15 protein-coding genes are annotated in these 16,753 nt (G+C 63.7%); 10 read left to right on the forward strand and 5 right to left on the reverse strand.

The window, feature by feature from the left end:
* The coding region (locus tag KF827_RS14410) for a hypothetical protein (protein ID WP_291006894.1) at positions 1 to 261 on the reverse strand (261 nt) is incomplete at its 3' end.
* A 336-nt stretch (positions 262 to 597) separates the two neighbouring features.
* The gene (gene ubiG, locus KF827_RS14415; RefSeq protein WP_291006896.1) at positions 598 to 1,380 is read right to left on the reverse strand and encodes a bifunctional 2-polyprenyl-6-hydroxyphenol methylase/3-demethylubiquinol 3-O-methyltransferase UbiG; all 783 of its coding nucleotides are present in this window, start codon (positions 1,378 to 1,380) and stop codon (positions 598 to 600) included.
* Positions 1,381 to 1,550: 170 nt separating this feature from the next.
* On the opposite strand from ubiG, the gene KF827_RS14420 reads away from it, so the two are divergent.
* The 8 genes from KF827_RS14420 (at position 1,551) to KF827_RS14455 (ending at position 11,556) form a co-directional block, all read left to right on the forward strand.
* Positions 1,551 to 2,771 (forward strand): aspartate kinase, encoded by a 1,221-nt coding sequence (locus KF827_RS14420; RefSeq protein ID WP_291006898.1) that lies wholly within the window; start codon positions 1,551 to 1,553, stop codon positions 2,769 to 2,771.
* Between the two features lie 102 nt (positions 2,772 to 2,873).
* Complete coding sequence (gene ptsP, locus KF827_RS14425) at positions 2,874 to 5,144, forward strand: phosphoenolpyruvate--protein phosphotransferase (RefSeq protein WP_291006900.1); 2,271 nt, start codon at positions 2,874 to 2,876, stop codon at positions 5,142 to 5,144.
* A 143-nt stretch (positions 5,145 to 5,287) separates the two neighbouring features.
* On the forward strand, positions 5,288 to 6,367 hold the full coding sequence (locus KF827_RS14430) for a helix-turn-helix domain-containing protein (RefSeq protein ID WP_291006902.1): 1,080 nt from the start codon (positions 5,288 to 5,290) through the stop codon (positions 6,365 to 6,367).
* A 45-nt stretch (positions 6,368 to 6,412) separates the two neighbouring features.
* Positions 6,413 to 7,540, forward strand: a complete 1,128-nt coding sequence (gene ispG, locus KF827_RS14435; protein WP_291006971.1) for a flavodoxin-dependent (E)-4-hydroxy-3-methylbut-2-enyl-diphosphate synthase — start codon at positions 6,413 to 6,415, stop codon at positions 7,538 to 7,540.
* 29 nt (positions 7,541 to 7,569) lie between these two features.
* A complete protein-coding gene (hisS, locus tag KF827_RS14440) occupies positions 7,570 to 8,814 on the forward strand; it encodes a histidine--tRNA ligase (RefSeq protein ID WP_291006904.1) in 1,245 nt (414 codons plus the stop codon).
* 1 nt (position 8,815) lies between these two features.
* Complete coding sequence (gene prfA, locus KF827_RS14445; RefSeq protein ID WP_291006906.1) at positions 8,816 to 9,901, forward strand: peptide chain release factor 1; 1,086 nt, start codon at positions 8,816 to 8,818, stop codon at positions 9,899 to 9,901.
* A complete protein-coding gene (gene prmC / locus KF827_RS14450; RefSeq protein WP_291006908.1) occupies positions 9,894 to 10,754 on the forward strand; it encodes a peptide chain release factor N(5)-glutamine methyltransferase in 861 nt (286 codons plus the stop codon). The genes prfA and prmC overlap by 8 nt, the downstream gene beginning before the upstream one ends.
* A gap of 397 nt (positions 10,755 to 11,151) precedes the next feature.
* Positions 11,152 to 11,556: a DUF4167 domain-containing protein gene (locus KF827_RS14455; RefSeq protein ID WP_291006910.1), complete on the forward strand. Its 405-nt coding sequence runs from the start codon at positions 11,152 to 11,154 to the stop codon at positions 11,554 to 11,556.
* A 150-nt stretch (positions 11,557 to 11,706) separates the two neighbouring features.
* On the opposite strand, the gene KF827_RS14460 is transcribed toward KF827_RS14455, so the two are convergent.
* Positions 11,707 to 12,630: a dienelactone hydrolase family protein gene (locus KF827_RS14460; RefSeq protein WP_291006912.1), complete on the reverse strand. Its 924-nt coding sequence runs from the start codon at positions 12,628 to 12,630 to the stop codon at positions 11,707 to 11,709.
* Positions 12,631 to 13,088: 458 nt separating this feature from the next.
* Here KF827_RS14460 and trxA point away from each other — a divergent pair, with 458 nt between their 5' ends.
* A complete protein-coding gene (gene trxA, locus KF827_RS14465; protein WP_291006914.1) occupies positions 13,089 to 13,412 on the forward strand; it encodes a thioredoxin TrxA in 324 nt (107 codons plus the stop codon).
* 70 nt (positions 13,413 to 13,482) lie between these two features.
* Here trxA and KF827_RS14470 read toward each other — a convergent pair whose 3' ends face one another.
* On the reverse strand, positions 13,483 to 14,763 hold the full coding sequence (locus KF827_RS14470) for a folylpolyglutamate synthase/dihydrofolate synthase family protein (protein ID WP_291006916.1): 1,281 nt from the start codon (positions 14,761 to 14,763) through the stop codon (positions 13,483 to 13,485).
* A gap of 86 nt (positions 14,764 to 14,849) precedes the next feature.
* Here KF827_RS14470 and KF827_RS14475 point away from each other — a divergent pair, with 86 nt between their 5' ends.
* The gene (locus KF827_RS14475) at positions 14,850 to 15,722 is read left to right on the forward strand and encodes a GyrI-like domain-containing protein (protein ID WP_291006918.1); all 873 of its coding nucleotides are present in this window, start codon (positions 14,850 to 14,852) and stop codon (positions 15,720 to 15,722) included.
* 80 nt (positions 15,723 to 15,802) lie between these two features.
* Here KF827_RS14475 and accD read toward each other — a convergent pair whose 3' ends face one another.
* Complete coding sequence (gene accD / locus KF827_RS14480) at positions 15,803 to 16,735, reverse strand: acetyl-CoA carboxylase, carboxyltransferase subunit beta (protein WP_291006920.1); 933 nt, start codon at positions 16,733 to 16,735, stop codon at positions 15,803 to 15,805.
* Between the last annotated feature and the right edge of the window lie 18 nt (positions 16,736 to 16,753).

A 16,753-nucleotide genomic window follows, 5' to 3' on the forward strand; every position in this document is an offset into this window, starting at 1 on the left:
CACATCGCCGGGGCGGTTTTTCCCGTTCTTGCCGACTGTATTTTCCAGCTTGAAAGCACCGTTCGCGCCGAAGAGCGAATTCAGCGAGGCATCATTGCGCCAATCGGCGCGGGCAGCTTCCAACTGGCCATTGAGGTCGGGTTCTTCCTCCTCCTGGTCCCAGAGATAGCTATCCCGGCCCAGAGGATCGCGGATGGCTTCGGACTCAGACGGATTGGCTTTCATGCGGCGGGGGCCGAACAGGGAGGCGTAGGGAGACATTTCATATATCCTTGTGTTATAATTCCCCCTATGAGAGCATATAGGAACGAAATGTCAACAATAATATTCTTTAAATGTTCTTTTTTCCTTCAGGATAAGGCGCTCGGATGGGAGGCTTGCCCCGGAGGTGGGGGAGGATCAGGCCGGATGCAACGCCGCTGTTGAGGGATGGATGCCCGGAATGAATCCGGGCATGACGAATAGAGAGAGGCCCTCACAGTACCAAGAGCCGTCCCTCTCGGGCTTGCCGCAGGCCCATGCCAGACGCAGCACGGCTGTTGAATGATGAGAGGCTGCGATGGAAGCCTGGGATGGAAGCCTAGGATGGAACGGTGGTCAGCCGGGTTTGCTTGCCGTCATGAAATAATTCACCCCGGTATCGCGGCCCAGGCTCCAGCGTTCGCTGATGGGATTGTAATTGGCGCCGCGCACATCGTTCACGATCAGGCCGGCATCGCGCAGCAGCTTGGCCAGCTCATGGGGTTTTAGGAATTTTTTCCAATCATGGGTGCCGGGCGGTAGCCAGCGCAGGATGTATTCCGCACCCACGATGGCCAGGGCATAGGCTTTCGGGCTGCGGTTCAGCGTAGAGGCGATCAACAGCCCCCCGGGCCGCAGCAAGCGGCTGCATGCGGCGAAAAAACCGGCCGGATCGGCCACATGCTCGACGATTTCCAGCGCCAGCACGGCATCGAAGGTCTCGCCGGATTCCGCCAAGGCTTCGGCAGAGGTGCAACGGTAATCGATATCCAGGCCGGATTGCCCGGCATGCAGGCTGGCCACGGCGATATTGCGCGCGCCGGCATCGGCGCCGGTTACGCGAGCCCCCATGCGCGCCAGCGGTTCGGAGACCAGGCCGCCGCCGCAGCCGATATCCAGCAGCCGCAGGCCGTTCAGGCCGGCTTCCGCCGCCAGACCGAAATGGCTCTGCAGCGCCTCGCGGATATAGCCCAGCCGCACCGGATTGAACCGGTGCAATGGAGCGAATTTGCCGCGCGGGTTCCACCAATCCGCAGCCATCGCCGAGAAGCGGGCGATTTCCGCCGGATCGACGCTGTTTCCTTGCGGTAAACCGGTGTTTTCCGGGTGGTTTGCGAGGCTTTCAGACTGGATGCTCATGGGCAACTCCGGGGCCCTGTTCGGGGCCGCAACTTTCTCGCGCCGCTCGGCTTGTTTCGGCGCCATGCCGAGAGTATTAAGTACCCGCCTTTTCGGGCGGGCCCAGCCGGTTCGGCGGGCGGCGGGCCGGGAAACAGTCTACAACGGAACAGCAAACGGGATCGAGCCGCATGGCGCGCTTGGTGATGAAATTCGGCGGCACTTCGGTCGGCTCGCCCGAGCGGATCAAGAATGTTGCGCAAAAGGTGAAGCGTGAGGTGGAGGCCGGCAACCAGGTTGCCGTGGTGGTCTCCGCCATGTCGGGCGAGACCAATCGCCTGGTGGATCTCTGCAAGCAGATCGATCCGGTGCACGACCAGCGCGAATACGATGTTGTGGTGGCGGCCGGCGAGCAGGTGACCACCGGGCTGTTGTCGATGGCGCTGCAAAGCGTTGGCGTGAAGGCGCGTTCGTGGCAAGGCTGGCAGGTGCCGATCCGCACCGATGGCATGCATGGCAAGGCCCGTATCGACAGCATCGACGGTTCGGCGCTGATCGCCGCGATGGAGAAGGGCGAGGTTTCGGTGGTGGCGGGTTTCCAGGGCGTGGGCCCGGAAGACCGTATCGCCACTCTGGGCCGCGGCGGTTCGGATACCTCGGCTGTGGCCCTGGCCGCCGCGCTGAAGGCGGATCGCTGCGATATCTACACCGACGTGGATGGCGTTTATACTGCCGATCCGCGCATCGTGAAGAAGGCCCGCAAGCTGGACCGCATCACCTATGAGGAGATGCTGGAGCTGGCTTCGTTGGGCGCCAAGGTGCTGCAGACCCGCTCGGTGGAAATGGCGATGAACCACCGGGTGCGCACGCAGGTTCTGTCGAGCTTTGCCGACCAGCCCGGCACGCTCGTTGTGGATGAGGATGAGATCGTGGAAAAGCAGATCGTTTCCGGCGTCACCTATTCGGCCGACGAGGCCAAGATCACCCTGGTGGGCGTGGCCGACCGGCCTGGCATCGCAGCGGGCATTTTCGGTCCGCTGTCGGATGCCGGCATCAATGTGGACATGATCGTTCAGAATATTTCGGAAGACGGCAAGCAGACCGACATGACCTTCACGCTGGGCCGCTCCGATCTGGATCGCGCCGTGGCCCTGTTGCAGAAGCAAGAGAAGAGCCTGGGCTGGAAGCGCCTGGTGCCGGATCGCAACGTAACCAAGGTATCGGTCGTGGGCGTGGGCATGCGCAGCCATGCCGGCGTGGCGCATACCATGTTCAAGGCGCTGGCCGACAAGGGCATCAACATCCAGGCGATCACGACCTCTGAAATCAAGGTGAGCGTGCTGATCGCCGCCGATTATAACGAACTGGCGGTGCGCACCCTGCACACCGCCTTTGGCCTCGACGCCGAATAAGGCGCGCGCGGCTCATGAAACGGGAGGGCCAATGTTGGCCGTCTGGGGCGCGATACGGCGCGGCAGGAGATTGCCGCCCGCCCGGCTGACCGGGGGCAAGTCATGGTGACCGGGCGCGCCATGGCGCCCGGCCCGCGCGCCCTGTTGCGCCGTCTGCGCGAGGTGATGGCCGAGACCGGCACGGTCGAGGAGCGGCTGTCGCAGGTGGTGCGCTCCATCGCCGCCAACATGGTTTCGGAAGTCTGCTCGGTCTATCTGCTGCGCAACGACGAACTGGAACTCTACGCCACCGAAGGCCTTAATCCCGAAGCCGTGCACAAGACCCGCCTGAAAGTGGGCGAGGGCCTGGTGGGCGATATCGCCGCCAATGCGCGGCCGCTGGCCCTGGCCGATGCGCAGGGCCATCCGCAATTCGCCTATAAGCCGGAAACCGGCGAAGAAATCTTCCACTCGCTGCTCGGCGTGCCGTTGCAGCGCGACAATCGCGTGATCGGCGTGCTCGTGGTGCAGAACAAGACGCGCCGCCAATATGCCGAAGACGAAGTGGAGGTGCTGGAAACCATCGCCATGGTGCTGGCCGAGATGGTGGCATCCGGCCAGCTTACCAGCCCGGAAGACAATGTGGCGGTCAGCCGCGCACCGTCGCTGCCGTTCCGTGCCGATGGCCGCACGCTGTCGGAAGGCCTGGCCATCGGTCAGGCGGTGCTGCACGAACCGCGCGTGCATGTGGAACGCACGATTGCCGACGATATCCCGCATGAGAAGCGCCGGCTGGATGCCGCCGTCGCCTCGATGCGCGACCAGGTCAACCGCATGCTGGAAGCGCCCGACGACGAGATCGTCGGCGAGAGCCGGGACGTGCTGGAAACCTACAAGATGTTCGCCCATGACAGCGGCTGGCTGCATAAGCTGCATCAGGCGGTGGAATCCGGCCTCACCGCCGAGGCCGCCGTGCTGCGCGTGCAGGGCGATACGCGCCATCGCATGCAGGCGATCACCGATCCGTATTTGCGCGAACGCCTGGCGGATCTGGACGATCTGGCCAATCGCCTGCTGCTGCATCTGACCGGCAAGGGCGTTACCTCGGCGGCCGAAGCTTTGCCGGAAAACGCCATCCTGTTCGCCCGCGCCATGGGCCCGGCGGAATTGCTGGATTACGACCGCCGTAAGCTGCAAGGCCTGGTGCTGGAGGAAGGTTCCAGCGTCAGCCATGTGGCCATTGTGGCGCGTGCGCTGTCGATCCCCGTGGTGGGCTCGGTGGGCCGCGCCATTGAGCGCGTGGAGCCGGGCGATCAGGTGATCGTGGATGGCGATCATGCGCAGATTTTCGTGCGCCCTGTGGCCGATGTGGTTTCGGCCTTCCAGCAGAGTTTGGGTTTGCGCAAGGCACGACTGGCGAAATACGCAGCCCAGCGCGACGATCCGCCGATCACCCGCGATGGCAAGCGCGTGGCGTTGCTGATCAATGCCGGCCTGCTGATCGATCTGGCGCATCTCGACGAGACCGGCGCCGAAGGCATCGGCCTGTATCGTACCGAGCTGCAATTCCTGGTGCGCCCCACCATGCCCAAGGCAGAGGCGCAGACCGCGATCTATGCGCGCGTGCTGGAGCATGCCGGCGACCGCCCGGTGGTGTTCCGCACCCTGGATGTGGGCGGCGACAAGGTGTTGCCTTATCTGGCAAAGCAGACGGAGGAGAATCCCGCCATGGGCTGGCGCGCCATCCGCATCGCGCTGGATCGGCCGGCCTTGCTGAAGGTGCAATTGCGCGCGCTGTTGCAGGCAGCCGAGGGCCGCGTGCTGCATGTGATGTTTCCCATGGTGGCGGAGGTGGATGAATTCATCCGCGCCCGCAAGGTTCTGGACCGCGAAGTGGCACGGTTGAAAAGCCTGGGCCGTCCGGTGGCCCGCCAAGTGCGGGTGGGCACCATGCTGGAAGTGCCGGCACTAGCCTGGCAATTGCCGTCCTTACTGCCGCTGGTTGATTTCGTTTCGGTCGGATCCAACGACCTGATGCAATTCCTGTTCGCCACCGATCGCGGCAACCCGCGTATGGTTGATCGTTACGATCCGTTGGCGCCCAGCATGCTGGCTTTCCTGCGCTGGGTGGTGCAGCAGTGCAAAGCGCATGACAAGCCGCTCACGCTGTGCGGCGAGATGGGCGGTCGTCCGCTGGAAGCGATGGCTTTGCTGGGGTTGGGTTTCGAGCGTCTGTCGATGCCGGCCAATGCCATCGGCCCGGTGAAGGAGATGCTGCGTAGCCTGGATGTTCTCTCGCTTGCGGAATTTTTGGAAGGCTTGTACCATTTGCCCGATCATAGCCTGCGTGCACGATTGGAAGAATATGCCCGCGAGAATGGGGTGATTGTTTAAGGCGCTCCGCGATCACGGCAGACATCTTCCGATCAGCATCATCACAGGGTCTGCATTTTTTTCGGTCGGCATGTTTGTCGCGGGCTTGTTTTTTGGCCGGTATGTTTTGGGGCCGGCGCCGCATTAACGGGGAAGCAGGATTGATGGCTACCGAGGCTGGCGACAAGCCGGCGGCTCCCGCCACGCCCGAAAACTACGAAGGCGTCGGTCATAGTCTGAGAGTGGTGCGCGAGCGGCATGGCCTTTCGCTGGCCGATGTGTCGTCGCGTATCCGCATCCGCAAGCCGCATCTGGAAGCCATCGAACATGGCCGCTTCATTGAGTTGCCGGGGCCGGTCTATGTCACCGGCTTTTTGCGCAGCTATGCCGAATTCCTGGGGCTGGAGCCCGAGAAGGTGGTGGCCGCCTTTCAGGCCGAAAGCGATGTGGCGCGTCAGCGCAGCGCGCTGGTATTTCCGATGCCGCGGCCCGAACAGCGCACGCCGCGCATCTGGCTGGTGCTGCTGGCCCTGTTGATTGCCGGCGGCGCGTATTTCATCTGGTATCGCTATCAGGAAACCTTCCGCTCCGGTGCCGATCTGGTGAAGCCGCTGCCGCCGCGTCTGGCCGATCTGGTGCCGCCGCCGCCGCCGCCGATCCGTGCCGCTGCGCCGCCGGTGATCGAACCGCCGGTGCAGGCGGCTGCGCCCGCGCAAGCCGAGGCTGTGCAGCCAGCCCAGAACTTGCCGGCCCAGAATTCGCCAGGCCAGAATTCGCTAATGCAGGCAACCGTGCCGGCACCTGCGGCAGCACCGGTTGTTGCCGCAGCGCCAGTTCCGGCCCCGGCCCAGGCCAGCGCAGCGCAGGCCGCTCCGGCTCAGGCCAGCTCGGTTCAGGCCAGCTCGGGGGCCAGCGCTGTTCCGGCCCCAGTCCAGCCATCTCCCCCCGCTGCTTTGCCGGCTCCGATCCTGGCTGCCGGGCAACTGGAGATTCGCGCCGATACCGAAAGCTGGATACAGGTGCGGGGGGCCAATAACGAGCCGCTCTATACCCGCCTGATGGCGCCCGGCGAAAGCTATCGTGTACCAGACCGCCCGGGCCTGACCCTGGCCACCGGCAATGCCGGCGGGTTGCAGCTTTCCCTACAGGGCAAGCCCTTGCCGCGGATCGGTGAATCCGGCGAGGTGAAGCGCGGTCTGCCGCTCGATCCGGCCGAATTGCAGGCCGCCTTGAAGGTTCAGTGACCCCACTTGCCAGCATGGGGCAAAAGCTCCATGTTACGCCCCATCATGAGCATCCGGCCCTATCGCGATATCCAGCGGCGCAAGTCGCGGCAAGTCTATGTCGGCAAGGTGCCGGTGGGCGGCGATGCGCCGATCACCGTGCAGACCATGACCAACACGCTGACCAGCGATGTGGCCGCCACGGTGGCGCAGATCAAGCGCTGCGAGGATGTGGGCGCCGATATCGTGCGCGTCTCATGCCCGGATGAGGCTTCCACCGCCGCGCTGAAGGAGATCATCCGCCAGGTGCGGGTGCCGATCGTGGCCGACATCCATTTTCACTACAAGCGCGCCATCGAGGCCGCCGAGGCCGGCGCTGCCTGCCTGCGGATCAATCCCGGCAATATCGGCAGCGCGGATCGCGTGCGCGAGGTGGTGAAGGCCGCCAAGGATCATGGCTGCTCCATGCGTATCGGCGTGAATGCCGGCTCGCTGGAAAAGCATCTGTTGGAAAAATACGGCGAGCCCTGCCCCGAGGCGATGGTGGAAAGCGCGCTGGACCATGCCCGGATTCTGGAAGACCACGATTTCCGCGATTTCAAGATCAGCGTGAAGGCCTCCGATGTCTTCCTCGCCGTGGCTGCCTATCAAGGCCTGGCGGAAGCCTGCGATTATCCGCTGCATATCGGCATCACCGAAGCCGGCGGCACACGCATCGGCACGGTGAAATCCTCGGTCGGGCTTGGCATGCTGCTCTGGGGCGGCATCGGCGACACCATCCGCGTGTCGCTTTCCGCGCCGCCGGAAGAGGAAGTGAAGGTGGGGTTCGACCTGCTGAAATCCCTCAACCTGCGCCATCGCGGGGTGAATGTGATTTCCTGCCCGTCCTGTGCGCGCCAGCAATTCGATGTGATCAAGACCGTGGAAGTGCTGGAACAGCGCCTGGCGCATATCACCACGCCGATGACCTTGAGCGTGATCGGCTGCGTGGTGAACGGCCCCGGCGAGGCACGCGAAACCGATATCGGTTTCACCGGCGGCGGCAAGGGCTCGCATCAGGTCTATATCGCAGGCCAACCGGCGCATCGCCTGCAGAACGAAGACATCGTGGCGCATCTGGTGAAACTGGTGGAAGACAAGGCCCGCCAGATCGAGGCCGAGCATCACGCTCACGCGGCTGACGCCGCCGATTAGCTGAACAATCCGTTGTAAAGGAGCGACCCGTGGCCCAGTTCCAGCCCGTGCGCGGCACCCATGATATTCTACCCGATGATTTCGCCCGCTTCCGCAGCGTGATCGATACCGCGCGCCTGGCCGCCTCGCTGCATGGCTATCGCGAGATGGCCACGCCGATGTTCGAAGTGGTGGATGTATTCGCGCGCTCCATGGGCGAAAGCTCGGATGCGGTGTCGAAGGAGATGTATGCCTTCACCGACAAGGGCGGCGAGCATCTGGCCTTGCGGCCGGAATACACCGCCGGTATCTGCCGTGCTTTCATTTCCAACGGATTGCAGCAGCATGTGCCGTTCAAGGCGTTTGCCTGGGGGCCGATGTTCCGCTACGAACGGCCGCAGAAGGGCCGCCAGCGGCAATTCCATCAGATCGATGTGGAAGTGATCGGCGCCGCCGAGCCGCAGGCCGATGTGGAAGTGATCGCGCTGGCCGCCGATATCCTGCGCCGCCTGGGCATCCTGGATAAATGCACGTTGCTGCTGAACACGTTGGGCGATCCCGAAAGCCGCGTGGCCTATCGCGCGGCCTTGGTGGAGTATTTCTCGGCGCATAAGGCCAGCTTGTCGGAAGACAGCTTGAAGCGCCTGGAAAAGAATCCGCTGCGCATTCTCGATTCCAAGGATGAAGGCGACCGCAAACTGGTGGCCGACGCCCCGCTGATCGACAATTACCTGACCCAGGCCGCAGGCGATTTCTTTGCCGCTGTGAAGGCGGGTCTTGCCCAGGCCGGCGTGCCGTTCCAGGTCGATCCGCGCCTGGTGCGCGGGCTGGATTACTACACCCACACGGCTTTCGAGTTCGTAACCACGCATCTCGGCGCGCAGGGCGCGGTGATTGCCGGCGGGCGTTACGATGGCTTGATCGAGCAATTGGGCGGCAATCCCACGCCGGGCATCGGCTGGGCGGGCGGCATCGAACGCCTGGTGTTGCTTTCCGATCCCAAGCCGCAGGCGGCACCCATGCTGGCCATCGTGCCGGTGGGCGAGGCAGCGGAAGCCGAGGCAATCGCGCTGGCCGGCGAATTGCGCCGCGCCGATATCGCGGTGGAACTCGGCTATAAAGGCAATGTAGGCAAGCGCATGAAGCGCGCCGACAAGCTGGGCTGTTTCGGCGCGCTGATCTTCGGTGCCGATGAGATGGCCAAGGGCGTGGTTAAGCTGAAGGATTTCGCCTCCGGCCAGGAAGCCGAAATCGCGCGTGGCGACCTGGTTGCGCATTTGAAGGCGCGTGCCTGAGATGGATGTTGCGGGACTGCCCGAAGTCAAGCTCGACAAGGTGATCGAGCGGTTCGACATGCTGCAGGCCCAGATGGCCTCGGGCAGCGTGGGCGAAGCGTTTGTAAAGCTGTCGAAGGAATATGCCGAGCTTGAGCCGGTGGTGGCCGCGATCCGCGATTGGCGCAGCAAACGTGCCGAGCTGGCCGATCTGGCTGCGATGAAGGACGACGCATCGGCTGATGCCGAAATGCGCGCACTGGCGGAAGAAGAATGGAAAGCGGCGCAAGAGGCTTTGCCGGAAGCCGAGCGGCAGGTGAAGCTGTTGCTGCTGCCCAAAGATGCCGCGGACGAAAAGAGCGCCATCCTGGAAGTGCGCGCCGGCACCGGCGGCGACGAGGCGGCCTTGTTCGCGTCTGAGCTGTTTGCCATGTATCGCGCCTATGCGGCTTTGCATGGCTGGAGTTTCGAGGTGATGAGCCTGGCGGAAACCGAATTGGGCGGCCTGCGCGAAGGCGTGGCGGCGATCAACGGGCGCGGCGTGTTCGCGCGGCTGAAGTTTGAATCCGGCGTGCATCGCGTGCAGCGCGTGCCGGCCACTGAAGCCTCCGGCCGTATCCATACCTCGGCGGCCACCGTGGCCGTGCTGCCGGAAGCCGAGGATGTGGATATCCATATCAACGAAAGCGACCTGCGCATCGATGTCTATCGGTCGTCGGGCGCTGGCGGCCAGCATGTGAACACCACGGATTCTGCGGTGCGTATCACCCATATGCCCACCGGCATCGTGGTGGCGCAGCAGACCGAGCGCAGCCAGCATAAAAACAAGGCCCAGGCCATGAAGCTGCTGCGCGCCAAGCTGTTCGAGGTGGAGCGCGACCGGTTGGATGGCGAACGCGCAGCCTCGCGCAAGGGCCAGGTGGGTTCGGGCGACCGCTCCGAACGCATCCGCACCTATAATTTTCCGCAAGGCCGCGTCACCGATCACCGCATCAATCTCACGCTCTACAAGATCGAAGAGGTGATGGCCGGTCAGGCGCTGGATGAAATCATCGCCGCATTGATTTCGGAAGATCAGGCCGAGCGCCTGGCCAGTTTGAATGACTGATGTTGCCGCTGCGCTGCGCGATGCTGCCGGGCGGCTGAAAGCGGCCGGTTGCGACACGCCCCGCCTGGATGCCGTGTTGCTGCTGGCGCAGGCGCTGGGCATCACACCGGACCGCGTACGGCTGTCGCCGGATATGAAACTGGATGCGGATGCTGCCGCGCGCTTTGCAGCCATGCTGGTGCGGCGTGCGGCCCGCGAGCCGGTGTCGCATATTCTGGGCCGGCGCGAATTCTGGGGCCTGGATTTCAAAGTCTCGCCGGCCGTGCTGGATCCGCGCCCGGATAGCGAAACCCTGGTGCAGGCCGTGCTGGACGCGGTTCCGGATCGCAAGGCCGCCTTGCGGCTGGTGGATTTCGGCACCGGCAGCGGCTGTCTGCTGCTGGCGTTGCTGCATGAATTGCCCAAGGCAACCGGGCTTGGTGTGGATGCGTCGGAGGCTGCGCTGGATGTGGCGCGCGACAATGCGGCACGGCTGGGCCTCGCCGAGCGCGCGAATTTTATGCTGGGCGATTGGGGCGCGGGGCTTGCCGGCCCGTTCGATATCCTGATTTCCAATCCGCCTTATATAGAAACCGCGGCGATTGCCGGCCTGGCCGATGACGTGCGCAAGCATGAGCCGCTTTCGGCGTTGGATGGCGGCGCCGATGGCCTGGATTGCTATCGCCGCCTGATCCCGGATATGGCGCGGCTGGTAGCCGGCAATGCCATTCTGGCGTTGGAAGTCGGGCAGGGCCAGGCCGATGCGGTGGCTGGTCTGCTTGCCTCTTTGGGCGGCGTGAACCCGGCCGGAATCGCCCGGATTCACGACCTGGGCGGCGTGGCCCGCGTGGTGCAGGCGCGCAACACTGCCTAAAAAAAGCCAAATCGCCTATTGGCAGCGACCGTTTGTGGGCTTATCTTCCTGGCTTGAGATGGCGCGGCCCCTCGCAACGCCCCTGGCAGGGAATAACCTGCAACAGGGAAAGAGCCTGGGCCATAAGCTCGGCAGCGCCATCGCCTCATCGATACACCATACCGAACGGGCGCATTGCAGCCATGGTATCGAATCCTCGGGATGCGTGAGCATGCCGAATCCATCGTGGGGCCGTTTCATAGCGTCCGCGCCGGTTGCGCGGCGCGGTGCCACGTCATTTGCCGAATAGGCTCTTTTTACCCAGAGCAGTTTTTTCTACAGAGCGAGATGACACGTGAATAAAAATCGTCAACGCGGCGGCCGTCAGCAGGGCCGGCGCCCCCATAGCGGGGGCGGAATGAATGGTGGCGGCGGCGGTGGTGGCGGCAACGCCCATCGCAATTTCGACAGCAACGGCCCCGATGTAAAAATCCGCGGCACGGCCAGCCATATCTTCGAGCGGTATTGCCAATTGGCCCGCGATGCCAATGCTTCGGGCGACCGCGTCGGCGCGGAGAATTTTCTCCAGCATGCCGAACATTACTATCGGATCATGCTGGCGCAGGGCATCACGCCGGGCCAGCGGCAGGCCAATAACGGCGGCAATGGCCAGCCCGGCACCCAGCCTCAGCCGGCGCAGCCCGCCGCTGCGGCGCAGAATCAGCCTTATGGCGAAGACGAGCCGCAGCCGAGCCTGGAAATGGAATTGGAAGCCGCGCTCGAGACCACGCCGGAACAGCGCGACGAGGCCGTGGCGGGTTGATCCCGCCATCGGCTTTTTTGTTTCGCTCAGGCGGGCAAGTCAGGTGTCAAGCCGGATACATCGCGTGTCCGGCGTTGATCGATTGATGCAGTTTTATCGGATTGAAACAGCCGCCTGCCGATAGGGGCGGGCTGTGGCGGTTATGGTGTTTTAGTTAAGCGCACTGGCCGGATCGGCAGCTTCCGGCTCGCTGACGGTTTCCGGCATACGCTCGACAACCTGTTCGGGCGAGGCCTGTTCGGGCAGTGCGGCCCGTTCCGTCAGAGATGCTTCGTCGCCCAAGGTATAATACGGACGGATCGGCAGCAGATCGTTCTTCGGCACCACCGGTGCCAGCACGAAATCCAGCTGGATCGGCTTGTCGAGCAGCATCTTATCGATGCCGAGATAGCGTTCGAAGAAATCCGTGGTGCGGGTGATGCTGTCTTCCTTGGCATCGCCACGGAAGACATGGCCCTGGCCCTGATAGATCTTCACCTCGTGCTCGGCGCCCACTTCCTTCAGCAGGCTTTCCAGCTCATGCGCCTTGCGCACGGGCACCACGCGGTCTTTGTCGCCATGCAGCACCAGGGTGGGGGGCATGCGGTCCACGCCCTTGCGTTCAACTTCCGCCGGCATGGCGCCGAATACATTCACCACCGCCTGCACGCGCTCGTCGCGGCTGCCCAGGCTGAGTGCATGGAAGCCGCCCAGCGACAGGCCGAACACGCCGATGCGCTCGGCATCCACGTCCTTGCGGTTGGAAATCTGCGAGATCGCCTCCGAGATGATCCGCTCGCGGCGGTCATGCAGGGCGGGCGCGGCTTTGGAGCCTTCGCTCAGGCCATCGAAATAATGCACCACGAAGGCGGAAATGCCGCGATCGGCCAGGGCGCGGGCCTGCGGGTAGAATAGCGAGCCGTCGCCCAGGCCGCGCGATCCATGCAGGATCAGCACGGCAGGCGCCTTGCCATCGCTGCCCATCAGATTGGGGTCGGCCTTCACCACATCCATCCGCACCCAGCGGTCGGCGATGCGGAAACCGTCGCCGCGCGCCTCGGCGGCCTGGCGGGCCGGCTCGGGGTTCTTTTGCACGCGCGGCTTGGCGGCCTGGGATTTGGCGTTTTGGGATTTGCTCGCCTGGCTGTCAGACTTTTGGGTCTGCTGCTTGGTGCGAGGTTGAGCCTCGGCGCCCCAAGGGCTAAGCACCGAGACCGGAAGGGTACCGAGGACAAGAGCCAAAGCCGTCAAGCGGCCGTAGCGTCGCAGCGTCGCAGCCTTGCCCCCGAACATTAACTCCCCCGTTAAGCCCTTGTTTACCCTGATCGTGGCAAGCTTCCGCAGCCACGGCGTAACTATTTGTAACAAACCCGAGAGGGCTTGTCACCCTATTTATTTCCCTAAGCCAACCGATTGCTGAAATCATTCAGGCACTTGTGGGTAACTTTGGGGCGGAATACCGGGAGCTTGACGCTGGCGGGGCGCCTCCCTACCTTCATTCCCACGGATAGGCCCGGCCCGACTCAGCCGCGCCATGTTGTAGGAAACCCGCCATGTCCAACACCACCAAAGTTACCGACGCCTCCTTCGAAACCGATGTGCTGAAATCCTCGGGCCCGGTTTTGGTGGATTTCTGGGCCGAATGGTGCGGCCCCTGCCGTCAGATCGCCCCGGCCCTGGATGAGATCGCCACCGAGATGGAAGGCAAGCTCACCATCGCCAAGGTGAATATCGACGAGAACCCCACCACGCCCTCGCGGCTGGGTGTGCGCGGCATCCCCACCCTGATCCTGTTCAAGGATGGCAAGCCGGTTTCCACCAAGGTCGGCTCGATGCCCAAGAGCCGCCTGGTCGAGTGGATCAACTCGGAAATCTGAGTTTCAGCCAAATAACTGCAAGCAAGGCCGGTCGCCCACGGGTGCCCGGCCTTTTTTTGTTGCGTGCGGGCTATTTGTTATCGGTCAGGATTTTTCCGGCCAGATAGAGCGAACCGGTGATCAGCAGGCGGGCCGGCTGCTGTTTTGCCAGATGCCCGATGGCGGTGGCGATATCGGGTTGCGGGTCCAGGGCGATGCCGGCCTGGGCGGCGGCCTGGGCCAGATCCCCGGCGCTCAGGCTGTTGGCCTCGCCGGGTATGGCAATGCTGCAGCCGCCCGCGATCAGCGGGGCCAGCGGGCGCAACAGGCCGGCGGCATCCTTGGTGTTCAGCACCCCGGCCAGCAACCAGGTGTTTTTTTGCGGCAGGCTGGCCAGCGTGGCGGCCAGCGCTTCGCCCGCCATGGCGTTATGGGCGCCATCCAGCCAGATTTCCGTGTGCTTCGGCAGGGCGGCAGCGATCGGCCCCTGGGTGAGGCGCTGCATGCGGGCCGGCCAGTCTATGCCGCGCAGGCCGGCGGCGATGGCGGCGGGCGGAATCTCGAAACCGGCCAGATGCCTGGCGCAGGTCACCGCAATGCCGGCATTCACGATCTGATGCGCGCCCAGCAGGCTCGGGGCCGGCAGGTGCAAAACGCTTTCGCCTTCGCGCCAGAGCAGGCCGCCATCCTTGCCGGGCTGGATGCTCCAGTCGCGGTCCTGGCAGAGCAGCGGGGCGCTGCATGCGGCAGCCTTGGCCATGATCACCGCCATGGCGTCGTCTGGCTGCGGACCCACGATGCAAGGTATGCCGGGCTTGATGATGCCGGCCTTGGATACCGCGATCTTGGCCACGGTATCGCCGAGAAAGCCCACATGATCGATGCCGATCGGGGTGAGGGCGGTCAGCCGGGGGTGCGGAATAACGTTGGTGGTGTCGGCGATGCCGCCCAGGCCGGTTTCCAGCAGCACCAGATCGGCCGGCGTTTCGGCAAAGGCCAGATAGGCGGCCGCTGTGGTGATTTCGAAAAACGTGATCGGCCGGCCGGCATTCACCCGCTCGCAGCGTTCCAGCAGGGCAATCAGCCGCGCATCGTCGATCAACTGCCCGGCCAGCCGGATGCGTTCGTTGAACCGCACCAGATGCGGCGAGGTATAGGCATGCACGCGATAGCCGGCGGCTTCCGCCATCGCGCGCAGGAAGGCGGTGGTCGATCCCTTGCCCTTGCTGCCGGCCACATGGAAGACCGGCGGCAGCGCCAGATGCGGATCGCCCAATTCGGCCAGCAACCGACGGATGCGGTCGAGCGACAGGTCGATCGCTTTCGGGTGCAATGCCATCAGGCGCTGCAATATGGCATCTAGCGCAGTCATGGCCGCTTCAATAGCAACTCCGCAAGATTTATCAAAGCCGGCCATGCTAGCTTTTGTTTCATCTCAAGCAGCGTGGATTAGCAAGAATGACGACGTTTTCAACCGGCAATCCGGCTTCGCAAGCCAGCTATGTGCGGCGTTTCACGCGGGTGACCGAATATATCTATGCCAACCTGGATGCCGATCTCGATCTCGACCGGCTGGCCGAAGTGGCAGCGCTTTCGCCCTGGCATTGGCATCGTATCTGGCAGGCGGTGTATGGCGAAACCGTGATGGGCACGGTGCGTCGCCTGCGTTTGCAGCGGGCAGCGGCCGATCTTGCGCAAACCGCCCGCCCACTGGAGGAAATCTGGCCGCGCGCCGGCTATGGCAGCCAGGCCGCCTTCAGTCGTGCCTTCAAGGATGCCTACCGTCTGTCGCCGGCCGAATACCGCAAAAGCGGCAGCCATACGCAATTCACTCCGCAACAGAGTCCAAAGGGAATGACCATCATGCATGACGTTTCGATCCGCAAACTCGCACCGGCCGAGTTGGCAACGATTCCGCATCGCGGTTCGTATATGGAAATCGGCCGTGCCTTCGAAACGCTGTTCGGCGTGCTGGCGGCGCGCAATCTGCTGCGTCCTGGTCTGTGCATGAAGGGGTTGTATTTCTCCGATCCCAGCAGCGTGCCGGAAGCGGATTTGCAATCGGCGGCCGGTATCCTGATTCCGGAGGGCGATTTTCCGGTGGAGGCGCCGCTGCAACGGGCAAGCCTGCGCGGCGGCGATTATGCCGTGCTGCGCTATAAGGGGCCGTATTCCGATATGAAAGCGGCTTATGATTGGCTGTTCGGGGAATGGCTGCCGGCTTCGGGCCGCGAACCCGCCGATGCCCCGGTCTTTGAGGATTACCTCAACAATCCGCGCGAAGTGCCGCCCAGCGAATTGCTGACGGATATTTGCCTGCCGCTGAAATAGCGGCGAGACATAAACCTGCCGCTGAAATAGCGGCGAGACATAAACCTGCCGCTGAAATAGCGGCGGGCTTCATGCCTGGCTCAGCGCCGTGCGCCGTGCGGGATTTCGCCGGTCGGCGGTACATCGATGCCGGGGCGCGGCAGGTGCACCACATCGGCGCGCGGGGTGGGGTCCACCAGCAGGCCCACGATGCGGCCCAGGGTTTCACGCAAGCTGTGGCGATGCACTACCATGTCCAGCATGCCGTGCTCCAGCAGATATTCCGAGCGCTGGAAACCCTGCGGCAGGGTTTCGCGGATGGTCTGCTCGATCACGCGCGGGCCGGCAAAGCCGATCAGCGCGCCCGGCTCGGCGATCTGGATGTCGCCCAACATGGCGTAAGAGGCGGTCACGCCGCCGGTGGTGGGGTCGGTCAACACCACGATGAAAGGCAGATGCGCCTCGCGCAGGCGCTGCACGGCAATCACCGTGCGCGGCATCTGCATCAGGCTGAGGATGCCTTCCTGCATGCGCGCACCGCCGGCAGCGGCAAAAACGATCAATGCGGCGCGCTGGCTTACCGCCAGGGTGGCGGCGGCAATCAACGCTTCGCCGGCCGCCATGCCCATCGAGCCGCCCATGAAGGCGAAATTCTGCACCGCCACCACAACATCGCGGCCGGTCAATGCGCCATGGGCCACGGTGATGGCATCGCGCAGGCCGGTTTTTGCGCGGGCATCCTTCAGGCGGTCGGGATAGCGTTTGGAATCGCGGAACCCCAGCGGATCCTGAATCACATCGGGCAATTCGATGGTCTGATATTCGCCGTTATCGAACAGGGCGGCAAAACGCTGCTTGGCGCCGATGCGCAGATGGTGGTCGCATTTCGGGCAGACATTCTGGTTCGCTTCCAGCTCCTTGGCGAAGATCATCTGGCCGCAATTGGGGCATTTGCTCCACAGATTGTCGGGCGTGTCTTTCTTGCGCGCCAATTCGCGGATACGCGGCAGCACCGTGCGGGTAAGCCAGTTCATCGCTCTCTCCTCGAACTC

This window comes from Ferrovibrio sp. (assembly GCF_019636075.1).
Lineage (GTDB): Bacteria > Pseudomonadota > Alphaproteobacteria > Ferrovibrionales > Ferrovibrionaceae > Ferrovibrio.